This is a genomic window from Streptomyces sp. Act143 (assembly GCF_003143935.1).
Classification (GTDB): domain Bacteria; phylum Actinomycetota; class Actinomycetes; order Streptomycetales; family Streptomycetaceae; genus Streptomyces.
Window position 1 is genome coordinate 2,441,597 of sequence record NZ_QFRX01000001.1, and the last position, 14,352, is coordinate 2,455,948.

Below are 14,352 nucleotides of genomic sequence, written 5' to 3' on the forward strand. Positions count from 1 at the left end.
AGGGCTATTTGGCGTACATGAGGGTGCCGAAGCCGAGCTGGTCGAAGCCTCCGCTGGTGGTGCCGTAGTCACCGCCGCCGCCCTCGGGCGCGACGAGGTCGTAGTACATCTGCGAGATGTACTTGTCGTCGAGGTGGAGACGGCGGTTGTAGTGGAAGTGGAGCATGGCCCAGACCGGGCGGATCTGGCCGCGGCTGCCGGAGCCGATCACGGTCTGCGACTGCTGGGCGCAGTTCTGGCCACTGCCCCAGGTGTAGGTGGTGTAGGGGACGTCGTTGCCCAGGTTGTACTTGGCCACGTACTGGGCGGCCTTCATGAAGCGGCGGTTGTCGTACGAGTAGAGGTCCTCGCCCTGGTTCCAGGCCATCTCGCAGATCGCGCCCATCTGGCCCATGCCCATGACGGTGTGCCCCTGGTCGCGGCCGGACTCCTGCCACTGGCCGAGCGCGTAGCCGTCGGAGTCGGTGTACAGGTACGGCACCGCGTGGGTGAGGGAGCCGTTTCCGGCGCCGGACTTGAAGTAGGTGACGGCCTGGTCGTACTTGGCGGCGTCCTCGTTGAGGATGCCGATGGCCAGGACGGAGGCCATGTTGCACAGGTCCCAGTTGGCCCAGTAGTTGGTGATGCAGGCGTCGTTGTGGCCGGTGAGGAACTGGTTGTTGAGCGGGTAGAAGACTTCGGCCAACATCTCCTGGGCCGCGGCGAGATCGAATCCGCCGTAGCCGCGCATGAGTTCGCAGGCGTTGGCGAACTGCCAGCCGTAGATGCCGGCGGCGAGGAAGCGGTCCGCGTTGCCGGTGACCGTGGTGAGCGTGCGTGACCAGGCGTTGAGGATGTCCGCCGCGCAGACGGCGTTGGCCTCGGTGCCGCCGACCAGCCAGCGCAGGGCGTTCTGGTAGGCGGCGGCGATGTCGTTGTAGAGCAGTCCGTAGTTCTCGCCGGTGCCGCCGCGGATGACGGTGGCGGTGGCCCGGTTCGTCCAGGTGGACTGGGAGTGGGAGTTGGCGGTCAGGCGGTTCCAGCCGGACAGCCAGGGGTCGGTGCCCGCGGCGACCCTGACCTTGGCGCGGTTGATGTCCCCGGCGTTGTGCAGCATGCCGGGGTGGGTCCAGGTCGACGGGGCGGCGTCCGCGGTGCCGGCCGTGCCCGCGACGGCGAGTCCTGCGGCGAGACCGCCGGCGGCCCTGAGCAGGCCGCGGCGGCTCAACTCGCTTTCTTCGGAGTGCTGGTGGGGGGAGGTGCGGCTCATGACAGCGGGTCTCCAATCCGTGGGGGGGATCTAGGGAGAGGTGACGATCACCTCTTCGAACTGCGTGGTGCAGCGGACCAGCGGGCTGCGGGAGCAGACCACGAGGCCCACGTGGAAGGAGGCGTCACCGAAGCCGGGGATCTCGCCGGTGCCGAGGTCGGTCCAGGTGGCGCCGTCATCGGTGGACACCGCTGCGGTGAAGGCGGTCCCGGTGCGCCTCAGCCGCAGCAGCAGGGGCAGTCGGACGGTGGTGGTGCCGGTGAATGCGGAGGCTCCGGCGACGGTCCTGCGCAGCATGAGCTGTGCGGTGGTGCCGCCGGTGACGATCGCTCCGGCGGCCTGGTCGAACGGGGACAGCGACTTGGCCATCAGCAGTCCGACCCGGTCGGCGGTGGCGCCGGTACGGGAGCCGAGCCGCGCGGTGATCTCGCAGTCGCCGGTGACGGGCCGCCGTACGAACTGGCCGGTCATGCCCTGGTTGTTGACGGTGAGGTCGGTGCCCGCACCGCGGACCGTGAACGTCCCGTCGGTGCAGGAGGTGCTGCCGGGTGTCACGACCGCCGCCACCCCGAGGGTGCCGAAGGCGCGGTCGTCGAGGACCGGGTCGCCCAGGTCGCCGTATGTCCAGGGGGCGGGCGGGGGTGTGCCGACGGTGAGGGCGAGGGTGCCGGTGCCGTCGCCGGCGGCGTTGCCGGCGGTGGTGGCGACGGTGAACTCCCCGGTCTCCGTGGGGGTTCCGTGGATCAGCCCGGTGCGCCGGTCGAGGCGCAGGCCGTCCGGGAGTCCGTCGGCGGTGAAGCGCACGGGCTCGTGCGAGCCGCGCAGGAGGTGGCGGAAGGCATCCCCCTTGTTGGCGAATGCGGTGGCGGGCGAGGCGAGTTGGGGGACGGACGGGGTGGGCATCACGGCGCCGGCTGCCTGCGACAGGGGACCGCGGCCCGCGCTGTTCGTCTTCGCGACGACATAGTGGTACGTCGTGCCGGGGGTGCCGGTGGCGTCCGCGTACCGGATGCGGGTGCCGAAGCCGACCGGGCCGACGCAGGTCGCGATGGTCTCGAACGGGCCGTCGGCCGCGGTGCCGCGCAGCACCTTGTAGCGGGCGGAGAGGTCCGGGTCGGTCCAGGTCAGCCGGACGGCGTCGGCGCCGGTGACGGCCCTCAGGTCAGGGGCGGCGCGGGTCGGGCGGGGCACCGACCACAGGGCGCCGGCCGTCCGCGAGGTCACGCTCACGTTGTCGAAGGCACCGGCGCCGGTCCCGGCGTACTCCGCCGCGACGCCGAGACAGGAGGTGAGGGCGAGGCCCGCGTACGCGGTGCGCCCCAACTCGACCTCGGTGGCGCCGACTTCGGTCCAGCGGATGCCGTCCGGAGAGATCGCCCCGGTGCACAGCCGGCCCTTGCGGGTCACGCGCACCCAGTAGGGCGCCCGCAGCCGGTAGCCGTCGCCCGCGCCCTCGACGTACGGCGCCTCCAGGGGAGTCGCCGACTCCGGGAGGCTGCCCAGGCTGGAGATCGGGAAGGACGCGTTGACGGTGAGGGCATCCTGCTGGGAGGGCGGCACGGGGGTGCTGCCGGTCGCGGAGACCGCCGCCCCCGCCTCCGGCCGTACGCTCCACACGCCGCTCCAGGTGTGCAGCGGCAACCCCTGGATCAGCATCGAGGCGTGCGCGGCGTCCGGGTCGAGGGAGGCGCGCAGGGTCACGCCGATCTGGGAGTACTGGGAGCTGAGCGGGAACACGATCCGCGCGCTGATCGTGCCGTCCCCCGGCAGCGGTAGGTGGACGAGCCGGTGGCTGTCGGCCGTGCCGGACGCCTCCAGGACGAACCGCTCGCCGTCGAACGCGGCGGAGCCGGGGACCCTCACCTCGCCGACGTCCTGCGTGGACCACGGGTCGGGCAGTGCGGCGGAGGCCGCGGCGACACCCGAACCCTGGCTGTCGCCAAGGGAGTTGGCGGCGGTGACGGTGTAGTGGTGGGTGCGCCCGCCGCGCGCGCCGGTGTCGGTGTACGTCGTGCCGTCGACGCCTGCCGCGATCTCCTCGTACGGCCCCTCGGGGCGGGTCGCCCGGCGGACGGTGTACGTCGTCGCCCATGCGGAGGGCAGCCAGGACACCACGACGCTCTTGCCGTCGCCGACCGCGGTGACGCCCGCCGGTGCCGTCGGCACGGCCGGCGACGGGGCCCGGGCGCCGGCGTAGGCGAAGGTGCCGAAGCCGGGCAGGTCGTCGTTGCTCCCCTCGACGACGCGGGCGCCGCCGGTGCCGCGGAAGACGGCCGCCTCGGTGTACGGGGTGTCGAGGCCGCGCACGCCGGCGTAGTGGGCGTGGTACATCTCGTAGATCGGCGGCAGGGTGCCGCGGACCTTCTCGGAGACGGCCGTCTTGATGTACTTGCCGGTGCGGTCGAGATCGGGGGTGAAGGGGACGTCGCCGCCGAGGTTGTACTTCGCCGCGTACTCGGCGTTGGCGAGGATGCGGTGGTCGTCGTAACCCCACAGGTCGACGCCCTGGTTCCAGGCGACCTGTGCGGCGTCGCCCATCAGGCCGACGGCGAGCTGCTCGTGGCCCTGGTCGCGGCCGGACTCCTGCCCCTGGCCCGCGTCGGTGACCACGCGGTTGCGGACGCTGCCGTTGCCCGCGCCGGCCGCGACGAACCGCAGCGCGTCCTCGAAGAGCGCGGGCTCCTCGCAGAACACCCCGATGGCCAGCACGGACTGAATGGCCGTCAGGTCCCAGTTGCCATTGGCGTAGAGCATGTAGCCGGAGATCGCCGGATACCAGACGTCGAGGAAGGACGCCTCGCAGCGTGCGATGCCCGCCGCGCTCCAGCCGTCGTAGCCGGTGTGGCGCAGCAGTTCGGCCGCGTTGACGAACTTGAAGGCCTGGAGTCCCGCGCCGAGCGGACCGTCGGCGCCGGTGATCATGGTCAGCGAGGCCGACCAGGCGTCGAGGATGTCGCGGGCCTTGTCCGCGTTCGCCCGGTTGCCGGTGACCGCCCACATCAGGGCGTTCTGGTAGGCGGCGGCCGAGTCGGCGACCGCCTGGTTCATGAAGTTGGTCGGGCCGCGGCCCCAGGAGGTGATCTGGCCGGTGTTCTGGATCGTGTACGTCGGCTTCGAGCGGGCGTGGGCGGCGAACGCCAGGTAACCGTCGTGGATCGGCGGTTCCTGGGCGGCGACCGCGGCCTTCATCCGGGCGAGGTCGGCGGCGCTGTGCAGCAGTCCGGGGTGGGTGAAGGCACGGGACGACAGGTCGGCGTCCTGGGCCCGGGCCGCCGCGGCGGAGACGGACAGCAGTCCACCGCCGGCCGCGGCCGCGAGGCCCGCCGCGCCGAGGAAGTTCCGTCGGCTGAGAGGAAGCACGGGTGACTCCATGGGGGTACGGGTTCTACGGGTGCGGGGTCACGCGTGCTCGACGGTGAACGTGACGGTCTGCGTGGCGGTGCCGACGCTGTTGGTGGCCGAGACGGTGGCGGTGAAGCTGCCGACGCGGTCGCGGACTCGACCGGAGACGAGGCCGGTGGCGGTGTCGATGTCCAGGCCCTTCGGCAGGCCCTCGGCCGCGAACGAGGTGGGCAGCGCGCTGGCCGTGATCAGGTAGTGGAAGACCTGGTTCTTGGTGGCCGTGGCCTGCTCCGGGCTGGTGATCGTCGGCTTGTCGGTGGCGGTGGCCTCGGTGGAGTTCAGGAACCGGGTGTTCAGCACGTGCTCGTTGGCGTACGCCGGCATCATGTCCTCGAACCGGTACCAGCCCGGCTTCTTCATGCCGTTGGCGATGGCCTTGCCGTTGATGACCAGGTTCTGGAAGGTGACGTTCTTGATGGCGTGGTCCGCGTCGTAGCCCACCATGACCGACGGGTTGGCGTGGGTGCCGTTGTAGGACAGATTCCTGATGAACACGCCGTCGATGCCGCGGCCGATCGAGGTGTTGTACTTCGTGTTGTACATGACCCGCATGTTGATCAGCTGGCCCCAGCGGAAGTCCTCCACCCGGATGTCCTGGAAGCGGGCGTTCTTCAGCAGGTTGCTGTCGCCGGGGTTGAGCGCGATGCAGCCCTGGTAGTCCATCTGCGGTTCACGGTGGTCGAGGATGTCGATGTTGCTGAAGACGAGGTTCTCGATCGTCTCCGGGTGGTCGGTGTTGCCGTGTGTGCCGACGTTGACCGGGTGCGCGACGTCCGCCCAGAGGGTGGAGTCGCGGACGGTGATGTTGCGGACGTCGCCGTAGTAGTCCCAGCGGTGGGTGTAGATCGCGATGCAGTCGTCGGAGTTGCGCATCCACACGCCCTCGATGAGGACGTCCTCGCTGGAGAAGATGTCGATGCCGTCGCCCCACTGGCCGGCGCTGTAGGAGTGCAGGTTGCGGATGGTGACCTGCATGGACTGGCCGACGGTGACCGAGTAGCCGCTGCTGGGGTTGAGGACGAGGATGCCGTCGATCTCGATGTTCTTCGAGTACTGGAGGAGCACACCGCTGGGCGAGTTGTAGAGCACGCCGCGGCCGATGAGCCGGGAGTTCTCGACGTTGACGAACTCCACCCGGGAGGTGAGCACGGCGCCGCCGGCCAGGTAGACCGTCTTGCCGCTGGGCACCTTCAGCACGTTGTCGGTGGTGGTGTGCAGACCGGGGCCGAAGTAGAGGACGTCCGGGTCGTCGGGGTCGGGGGCGTTCTCCTCCAGCGGGTTGGCGTGCAGCTGGAGGTTGTCGAAGATCTCGCCGTTGATCTCGATGGAGAGGTTGCGCGGTTCGGTGAGGGTGAAGGTGACCGTGTCGCCGGACACCGTGTACTTGATGTCGTACGACAGCGGGCGGACCTTCGCGGAGGCGATGGTGCCCTTGGCGGAGGTGACGGCGACCTCGACCGTGCCCCGGAAGTCGAAGGTGGCTACGGAGGAGTTGTAGACCGGGCCGCTGCCCGTGTCCGCGTTGATCCACTTCGCGCGGGCGCGGTAGACGGGGATCGTCTGCCAGTCGCCGCCCGCCGTACGGGCCTTGACCGTGAAGCTCGCCTGGGTGGGGACCCCGCTCGGGATGGGGTACGTCACCAGCTTGTCGGCGGCGGCCGGCGTCGTGTCGTCCGCTCTCGCCGTGCCGGCCGTGCCGCCTATGAGGGAGTACGCGGCGGCGGTGGCGCCGGCCGCCTGGAGGACGGTGCGCCGGGACAGACCGGTGCTCTGGATTTCGTTCATGAGGAAGGTCCTTACGTACAAGGGGAGATGAGAGATGCGGAAGGTCACTTGAGGCCGCTGGTGGACATTCCGGCGACGAAGCCGCGCTGGGCGACGAGGAAGATCAGCAGGATCGGCACGACGTACATCACGGAGGCCGCGGCCTGGAGCTGCGGGACGGGCGTACCGCCCTCGTTGACATAGGCGGTCATGACCGCGACGGCGAGCGTGGTGCGGTCGGTCGACAGCAACAGCTGCGGGGCGATGTAGTCGCCCCAGGTCCAGGTGAAGGCGATGATGAAGCTCGCGGACAGCACGGGCCACGACTGCGGCAGGAAGATCCGCCAGAAGACCGAGGTGTAGCCGCAGCCGTCGACGATCGCCGCCTCCTCCAGTTCGCGCGGCATGCCGGCGAAGAACTGCCGGAAGAGGAAGACCAGGTAGGGCGCGGCCGACAGGCCCCACAGCACCCACGGCCAGTAGGTGTTCACCATGCCGAGCTTGGCGAAGATCAGGTAGGTGGGCAGCAGGGTGACCATCTGCGGCAGCATCATCGAGCCGAGCAGCACCCCGAACAGCACCTTCTTGCCGGGCGCCTCGAGACGGGCGAAGCCGAAGCCGACCCAGGCCGAGCTGAGCGTGACGAGGGTCGCGTAGATCAGCGCGATGGCCATGGAGTTGCGGGCGTAGCCGAGGAAGTCGATCTCGTTGAAGGCGTCGGCGAAGTTGTGCCACTGGAAGGCGTCGGGCAGCCAGTGCACGGGCGAGGCGGCCAACTCCCCCTGTGTCTTGAGTCCGGAGAGGACCAGCCAGCCGAAGGGGCCGAGGAAGAGCCCGGTGACGGAGACGAGGACCGTGTAGAGCGCGAGCCGCCTGGCGCGCACCCGGACCCGGACGGGCGGCGGCGCGGACTGGGCCGGCACGGAGGACGTGGTCGGCAGGATGGTGGCGGTCACTTCTTCTTCGCCTCCGGGTCGACGTTGTAGAACACGGCGCCGGACGTGAACTTGAAGATGAGTCCGGTCACGACGAGGATCAGGACGAAGAGCACCCACAGCAGTGCGGAGGCGTAGCCGTACCGGCCGAGCGCAAAGTACTGCGCGAACACGTGCATCATGTACAGGTAGTTGGACTGCGGGACCGTGGTGATACCGCTCGTGTCGCCGAGCGGCGCCAGCAGCAGCGGCATGATGGTCTGCACCGAGGCGATCATCCCGGTCACGGTCTGGAAGAGCAGGACCGGCGACAGCAGCGGAACGGTGATGCTGCGGAAGGTGCGCCAGGCGCTCGCCCCGTCGATGCGGGCGGCCTCGTGGAGCTCCCTGGGTACGTCCTGGAGCCCGGCCAGCGAGATGATCATGACGTTTCCGGCGGCCCAGAGGACTGTCATCAGCAGCACGTACCGGGCGTAGGGGTCGGCGAGCCAGGGCACGGCGTCGACGCCGAAGAAGGTCAGCACGCCGTTGGAGGCACCGGAGTTCTGGTCGAAGAGCAGCTTGAAGGCGAGGCCCGCGCCGACCGGCGGCACCACGGCGGGCAGATAGAGCAGGGTGCGGAACACACCGCGCGCCTTGAGCGGCCGGTTGACCAGGACCGCGAGACCGAGGCCCGCCATGATCGACAGCGGTACCGAGGTCACCGCGAACAGACCGGCACGGCCCAGGGAGTCCCAGGTGACCGGATCGTTCAACAACTCGCGGTAGTTGCCGAGTCCGACGTACTTCCAGTCGGGCGAGATGCCGTCGAACGTGGTGAAGCTCAACCACAGCGCGTAACCCATCGGCGCCACGGTCAGCAGCAGGAAACCGGTGATCCACGGCGAGGTGAACAGGTAGAAGGCGCGATGGCGACGGGCGGTCATGGAGGTCCGTGGGCGGCCCGCGGCCCGTGCGCGCCCGGCGGTCGCGGGGGCGCCGGACCGGCCCGCGACGGAGGAGATCTGATCGGCAGCCGTCATCCCACCTGCTCCTTACCGCGCTTCAGCTGTTCGTTGATGGCCGAGTTCAGCCGCCCGGCGAGGGTGTCGACGGAGATCTGGCCGTTCATCGCGGCCGGAGCTATCTGGTTGAAGAGGGCGTCGATCGCGTCCGCCCGGGAGTAGGGGGTGAAGGACACCACCGAGAAATGCCTCAGTTCGTTCTGCTGCACCTTCAGCACCCGCCTCTGGTATGCCTCCTGAGCGGGCATCAGCCCCCGGAGGGAGGTGAGTGTGGGGATGCCCCAGCCCCCGGAGGCGCGCGCCCTGGCCGGCTCCTCGCCGAAGAACCATTCGAAGACCCGCCAGGCGGCGTCCTTGTTCTTCGCGCCGCGCGGCATCCACAGACCGGTACCGCCCTGACAGGCGCTGATACGGCGGCCACCCGCGAACATCGGGGCGGGCGCCAGCCGGGACACGTCCGCCAGCTTCCTGTCCGGGTAGATCATGCCGCCCAGCCAGTAGCCGGAGTTGGACATGGCCATCCGCCCGGCCTGATAGGTGGGCCCGTCCCAGCCGTTGGGGTCGGGCTGGACGAGGCTGGGCCCGACCTTGGTCCGGCAGTAGTCGATGTACCAGGCCAGCGACTTGCGGGCCTCGGGGGTGGTGAAATCGACCCGGGAGAAGTCGTCACTGAAGAGACTGCCGCCGGCGGAGGCGGTCAGGGTCGCGAAGAGCGTGGCCCGGGTCAGCCCGCTGTAGCTGCCGCCGAAGACGGTGGTCTGCCCCCTCTTGCGCTGCACGAGACGCTTCGCCGTCTCCAGCCACTCCTCGTAGGTGACCGGCTCGGTCTCGGACGGCAGGTCGACCCCGCCCTTGTCGAAGGCCGCGGTGTTGTACCAGTACATGGAGTCCTGGGAGAAGTCCTTCGCCATGCCGTAGCGCGGGCCCTTGCCCTGGGTCCGGCCGTCGTACCGCCACAGGTCGTTGACGGGATCCAGGTCGGACGCCTTGAGGACGGTGCTCCGGGCGAAGTACGGATCGAGGTTCTCGGCCACGTCCCGTGCCGCGAAGAACGGCAGGTCCACGGCGCCGACACCGCGCACCAGGTCCGGTGGGCTGCCGCTGGTGAGCATCGCGATCAGCTTGGTGATGTCGTACTTGACCAGGGCGATCCTGATGCCGAGTTCCTGCTTCGCCTGCTGGACCTGCTCCGGGAGGATGTCACCGGAGTTGACCATCACGGTGACGGTCTCGCCCGAGCCACTGACGCCGCTCGACACCTGCATCGCGCAGCCGCTCAACGCCGCCGCGCCGGCCGTGGCACCGCCCGCCGACAGCGCCAGGAAACGACGGCGACCCAACGGAACACCGGCCCGGGTGGCATCGGTGTGCATGAACTACCCACTCTCTTCATCGAGGGGACGGGGAGGGGGGAACGGGGGGAGGACAACGAGGGGACGGGGAAGGTGCGCACACTCGGGGCGGGGTGGGAGGCGGCGTGCGAAGTTTCGGCAACCGGTTTCTACGGCGGTGGTGGGAGCTTCGGCCCGAACGCACGGCACGTCAAGAGGCGTGACCAACTTTCGAAAACCGTGCGGCGCCCGAGCGGGGACGGGCTGCGGGGCCCGCGATCCGGACGGATCTGGGCAACCGGTTGTCCCGATGCCGAAGGGCGCGAGGCGCCTACCAGGGCTTTCCGGCTGGGCGCGTTCCGGCGGGGGACCGACGGAAACGGATTCCGGGGCCGGCCCCGCGCCCGGCGACGGATCGGGTGTCGCGTCGGACGTGACGGACGCATCGACCCGGCCGGGGATCGAGCCGGACACCAGCGTCTCCACCTCGGTGATTGACCACCGCTTCTCGACAGATCTACGGTAGAAGGCGCTTTCTGAAACAGTTTCCGCTCAGCATGTCCTCACCCCTCAGCGCGTCAGGAGACCCATGCCCAGCCCCCAGCCGCCGCGGGCCGTGTTCGCGATGGATCCGGTACACCTCCCCCTGCTGTTCCCCGCGCCGCTCATGGCCCGGCTGCGCCGGGCGGCCGACCTCGACCCCGCCCTGGTCCTCCAGGACTTCACCGACCCGAGGGCCGCCGACGCGCTGGCCCGGGCCGAGATCCTCATCACCGGCTGGGGCTGCCCGCCCCTCGACGCCGACGTCCTCGCCGCCACTCCCCGCCTGCGCACCGTCCTGCACGCCGCCGGCTCCGTGCGCTCCCTAGTCGGCGAGGCACTGTGGGAACGCGGGATCACGGTGTCCAGCGCGGTCACCGGCAACGCCCTGCCCGTCGCCGAGTACACCCTTGCGATGATCCTGCTCGCCGGGAAGGACACCTTCGTCCACCGCGAACGGTTCAGAAGCACCCACGCCTATCCGACACCGGCCGACACCGCCCGCACCGGGAACGTGGGGCGGCGGGTCGGCGTCATCGGCGCCTCGCGGGTGGGGCGGCGGCTCCTGGAGCTGCTGCGGCCGTTCGACCTCGAGGTGCTGCTGCACGACCCGTATGTGAGCACCGGGGAGGCGGCCGGGCTGGGCGCTCGACTCGTCTCCCTCGAGGACCTGTTGCGGCACAGCGACATCGTGAGTCTGCACGCGCCGGACATCCCGGAGACCTATCGGATGCTGGATGCGGGGCGGCTGGCGCTGATCAGGGACGGCGGGGTGCTGATCAACACGTCCCGGGGGGCACTGGTGGACCCGGAGGCGCTGACGGAGGAGCTGGTGTCGGGGCGGCTGCACGCGGTGCTCGACGTGACCGAGCCCGAGCCGCTGCCGGCCGGATCGCCGCTGTACCGGCTGCCCAACGTCTTCCTCACACCCCATATCGCCGGGTCGCTCGGCAACGAGCTGGAGCGGCTGGGGCGGATCGTGGTGGAGGAGCTGGAGCGGCTGGGGGCGGGGGTGGGCGTGGTGCACGAGGTGCGGCGGGCGGATCTGGCCCGGGTCGCCTGAGGGGGAGCCGGCGCCCCGCGGACAGTGCGCGCTGGTGGGCCCGTACCCGGGAGAGGAGAAGTGCGCCCTGGTGGACCCGCGCCCGGGAGCGGAGACGTGCGCCCTGATGGGCCGATACCCGGGAGGGGCGAGCTGGGCGCACTGTTGGGAAACGGCCGGAAACCATGGGATACGGTTTCCGGGCCGGAGCGAGACGGGTGCCGGCCGGCCAGGCTTTACGGGAACGACGAAGGAGCCGCAGGGTGAGTCAGCGCAAGGCGTCCGGGGACGCCGGACGGGCCACCATCCGTGACGTGGCGGAGCGCGCGGGTGTCTCCGTCGCCAGCGTGTCGCGTGTGCTGTCGGGCAACTATCCGGTGTCGGAGGACCTGCGGCGCCGGGTGATGAAGGTGGTCCGGGACCTGGACTACGTCACCAATGCCCATGCCCGCTCACTGGCGGGCGGGGGAACGCCCACGGTGGCCATCCTCATCAACAACATCACCGGTGCCGCCTTCGCCCACGTGGCCAAGGGCGTGGAGGGCGCGGCCACCCTGCGGGGCTGGCTGTCGCTGGTGGGGACCACCGGGGACGATCCCGAGCGGGAGCTGGCGCTGGTCAACCTCATGCGGCAGCAGGGGGTCGCGGCTGTCGTGCTGCTCGGTGGCGCCTATGACTACGACGAGTACCAGCTGCGCATGGCCCGGTTCGCGCGGTCGCTGGACGCGGCGGGCTCGCATCTGGTGCTGGTGGGGCGTCCGCCGCTGGAGGGGGACGTGCCGGCCACGACCGTGGACTACGACAACGAGGGCGGCGCCTATGCCATGGCCAGCCATCTGCTGTCCGCCGGTCACCGGAGGGTGCTGGTCCTGCCGGGACATGCCGAACTGACCACCGCCCAGGGGCGGTTGGCGGGTGCGCGGCGGGCGTTCGAGGCGTACGGGGTGGAGTTCGATCCGGGCCTCGTCCGGCACGGGCCGTACGACTACGAGCACGGGTACGAGGCCGTCGAGACCGCGCTGCACGAGACGCCGGACTTCACCGCCGTCCTCGCGGGCACGGACGTGGTCGCCGCCGGCGCCATGCAGGCGTTGCGCGCGGCGGGGCTGCGGGTGCCGGACGACGTGTCCATCGTGGGGTACGACGACATTCCGCTGGCCTCCCAGCTGACCCCGCAGCTCACCACTGTCCATGTGCCGTACGAGGAGATGGGGCGGGTGGCGCTGCGGGCCGTCGCCGATCGGCGGGAGGGTGGTTCCGGGCGCCGCAAGGGCGCCGACGGCGATCACCTGGTGCTGGGCACCCATGTCGTCGTACGCAACTCCGTCCGGCCGCCCACGCCCCGGACGTGACAGGGAAGCGATCCCTGAGCGATCGTTTCGTAAGCGTTTTCTCAATGTTTTTCAGGACTGCGTCAGGCCGCCGCACAGGGCGGCCTGACGCCGTTCGGCCCCCTTCTCCAGGGCTTTGACCTGCCCATATGGTGACCGCCGCCGTTCCCAGGGCGCCATGGTCCCGGCTTACGCGACAGACAGACCGGCGTAACAAATCTCCGCGCACCTCTTGCTCTGGACAGACGCCTCGTCCTACCGTCCCAGCAACCGCTTACTACATCTTCCGCTTGGCCGACCCCCCGCAACCGCGAGCCGACGGATTTCCGGCCGCCGTTCCCGGCCCGCACCGAGCCGCCGTCCTCGTTCCGAGACGCCCTACTTTCCGAAGGAACACGGTCAGATGAACTTCACCAGCCCCCGGAGAAGGTTCGCCCATGCAGCCGTCGCGGGTATCGCGCTGACGGGTCTGCTCGCCGCCTGCGGCGGTTCGGACTCCGGCGACGACGGGTCCTCAGGGGCGTCGGGTCCGGTCACCCTCCCCTTCTGGGGATGGGCCAACGGCCAGGACGCGGTCGTCAAGGCGTTCAACGCCTCGCACAAGGACATCAAGCTCAAGTACACGAAGGTCACCGACCAGCTGACCATGCAGAAGCAGCTGACCAACGCGGTGAAGGCGGGCAACGCCCCGTGCCTGGTGCAGAACACCGCCGAGTACGTGACCAGCTGGGTCTCGCAGGACGCGCTCGCGGACATCTCGCAGTACGTCGGGTCCAGCGCGGGCAAGTTCAACGCCGGGGCGTGGGCCGGTGCGCAGGTGCAGGGCAAGTCGTACGGGGTGCCGACCAGCTCCGCGCCGAACTTCACGATCTACCGCACCGACATCTTCCACAAGTACGGACTGAAGGCGCCCACGACGTGGGACGAGTTCATCGCCGCGGGCAAGGTGCTGAAGAAGCACGGTGTGAAGATCACCAACTACGCGGGGGAAGACCCCAGCACTCTCGAGGTGCTGGCCATGCAGGCGGGGGCGCACTGGTACGCCATCGACGGCAGCTCCTGGAAGGTGGACTTCCAGGACGCGGGGACACTGAAGGCCGCCGAGGTCATCCAGGAGATCATCGACGACGACCTGAACTCGAAGCTGTCGTTCGCGGACTACGCCGCCGTGCAGCGGAACTACGACAACGGCGGTACGGCGACCCGGCAGATCTCCACCTGGCAGCAGGCGGGCATGGTGCAGAACTTCACCAAGTCGTTCGGGAAGTGGGCGCTCGCGCCGTGGCCGTCCTTCGACGGGGAGGCCGCCAAGACGCCCGCCGGCACCAACCTGACCGGCAGCGTGACGCTGGTGACCAAGCAGTGCGAGCACCGGAAGCAGGCCGCGGAGGCGGCGCTGTGGATGTCCACCGACCCCGGGGCCGTGAAGACCATGGCCAGCCCGGAGACCGGAAACGGAGTGTTCCCGGCGCTCAAGGACAGTGACTCCTATGTCCCCGAGGCGACCTCCGAGAAGCTGCTCGGGAAGAACTACGCCGCCGCGCAGACCGTCGTGAAGGACAGCCTGTCCACCGTCACCGACGACTGGACCTTCGGACCGAACTGGACCGCCATGTTCACCGAGATGCAGGCGGGCTGGGCGAAGGTGGTCAGCAAGGAGCAGACCGTGACCGAGCTGCTGGCGCACATGCAGGAGTGGACGGTCAAGGACCTGAAGTCCCGCGGCATCAGCGTCAAGGGCTGAGGCACCGATC

At 69.8% G+C, this 14,352-nt stretch carries 9 protein-coding genes; 3 read left to right on the forward strand and 6 right to left on the reverse strand.

Annotation, left to right across the window (positions count from 1 at the left end; all coding sequences use genetic code 11):
- Positions 1-4 precede the first annotated feature (4 nt).
- Genes DI272_RS10960 through DI272_RS10985 form a run of 6 tightly spaced genes read right to left on the reverse strand, consistent with a single transcriptional unit; the run spans position 5 to position 9,727 of the window.
- A complete protein-coding gene (locus DI272_RS10960) occupies positions 5-1,249 on the reverse strand; it encodes an alginate lyase family protein (RefSeq protein ID WP_109495174.1) in 1,245 nt (414 codons plus the stop codon).
- 30 nt (positions 1,250-1,279) lie between these two features.
- Complete coding sequence (locus tag DI272_RS10965; RefSeq protein WP_375138037.1) at positions 1,280-4,609, reverse strand: alginate lyase family protein; 3,330 nt, start codon at positions 4,607-4,609, stop codon at positions 1,280-1,282.
- A gap of 39 nt (positions 4,610-4,648) precedes the next feature.
- Positions 4,649-6,436, reverse strand: a complete 1,788-nt coding sequence (locus tag DI272_RS10970) for an Ig domain-containing protein (protein WP_109495176.1) — start codon at positions 6,434-6,436, stop codon at positions 4,649-4,651.
- A gap of 44 nt (positions 6,437-6,480) precedes the next feature.
- Positions 6,481-7,371 carry a carbohydrate ABC transporter permease gene (locus DI272_RS10975; protein WP_109495177.1) on the reverse strand — a complete coding sequence of 297 codons (891 nt, stop codon included), beginning with the start codon at positions 7,369-7,371 and terminating at the stop codon, positions 6,481-6,483.
- On the reverse strand, positions 7,368-8,372 hold the full coding sequence (locus DI272_RS10980) for a carbohydrate ABC transporter permease (protein WP_109495178.1): 1,005 nt from the start codon (positions 8,370-8,372) through the stop codon (positions 7,368-7,370). Before DI272_RS10980 ends, DI272_RS10975 begins: the two co-directional genes overlap by 4 nt.
- The gene (locus DI272_RS10985) at positions 8,369-9,727 is read right to left on the reverse strand and encodes an extracellular solute-binding protein (RefSeq protein ID WP_109495179.1); all 1,359 of its coding nucleotides are present in this window, start codon (positions 9,725-9,727) and stop codon (positions 8,369-8,371) included. The genes DI272_RS10980 and DI272_RS10985 overlap by 4 nt, the downstream gene beginning before the upstream one ends.
- A 547-nt stretch (positions 9,728-10,274) precedes the next feature.
- On the opposite strand from DI272_RS10985, the gene DI272_RS10990 reads away from it, so the two are divergent.
- From DI272_RS10990 to DI272_RS11000, 3 genes are all read left to right on the forward strand, one after another.
- Entirely contained in the window at positions 10,275-11,288 is a 1,014-nt protein-coding gene (locus tag DI272_RS10990; RefSeq protein WP_181387153.1) for a hydroxyacid dehydrogenase, read from the forward strand.
- Positions 11,289-11,530: 242 nt separating this feature from the next.
- Positions 11,531-12,619, forward strand: coding sequence for a LacI family DNA-binding transcriptional regulator (locus tag DI272_RS10995; RefSeq protein WP_109495180.1), 1,089 nt, complete (start codon positions 11,531-11,533; stop codon positions 12,617-12,619).
- A 382-nt stretch (positions 12,620-13,001) separates the two neighbouring features.
- Positions 13,002-14,342, forward strand: coding sequence for an ABC transporter substrate-binding protein (locus DI272_RS11000; protein ID WP_109495181.1), 1,341 nt, complete (start codon positions 13,002-13,004; stop codon positions 14,340-14,342).
- The last annotated feature ends 10 nt before the right edge of the window (positions 14,343-14,352 follow it).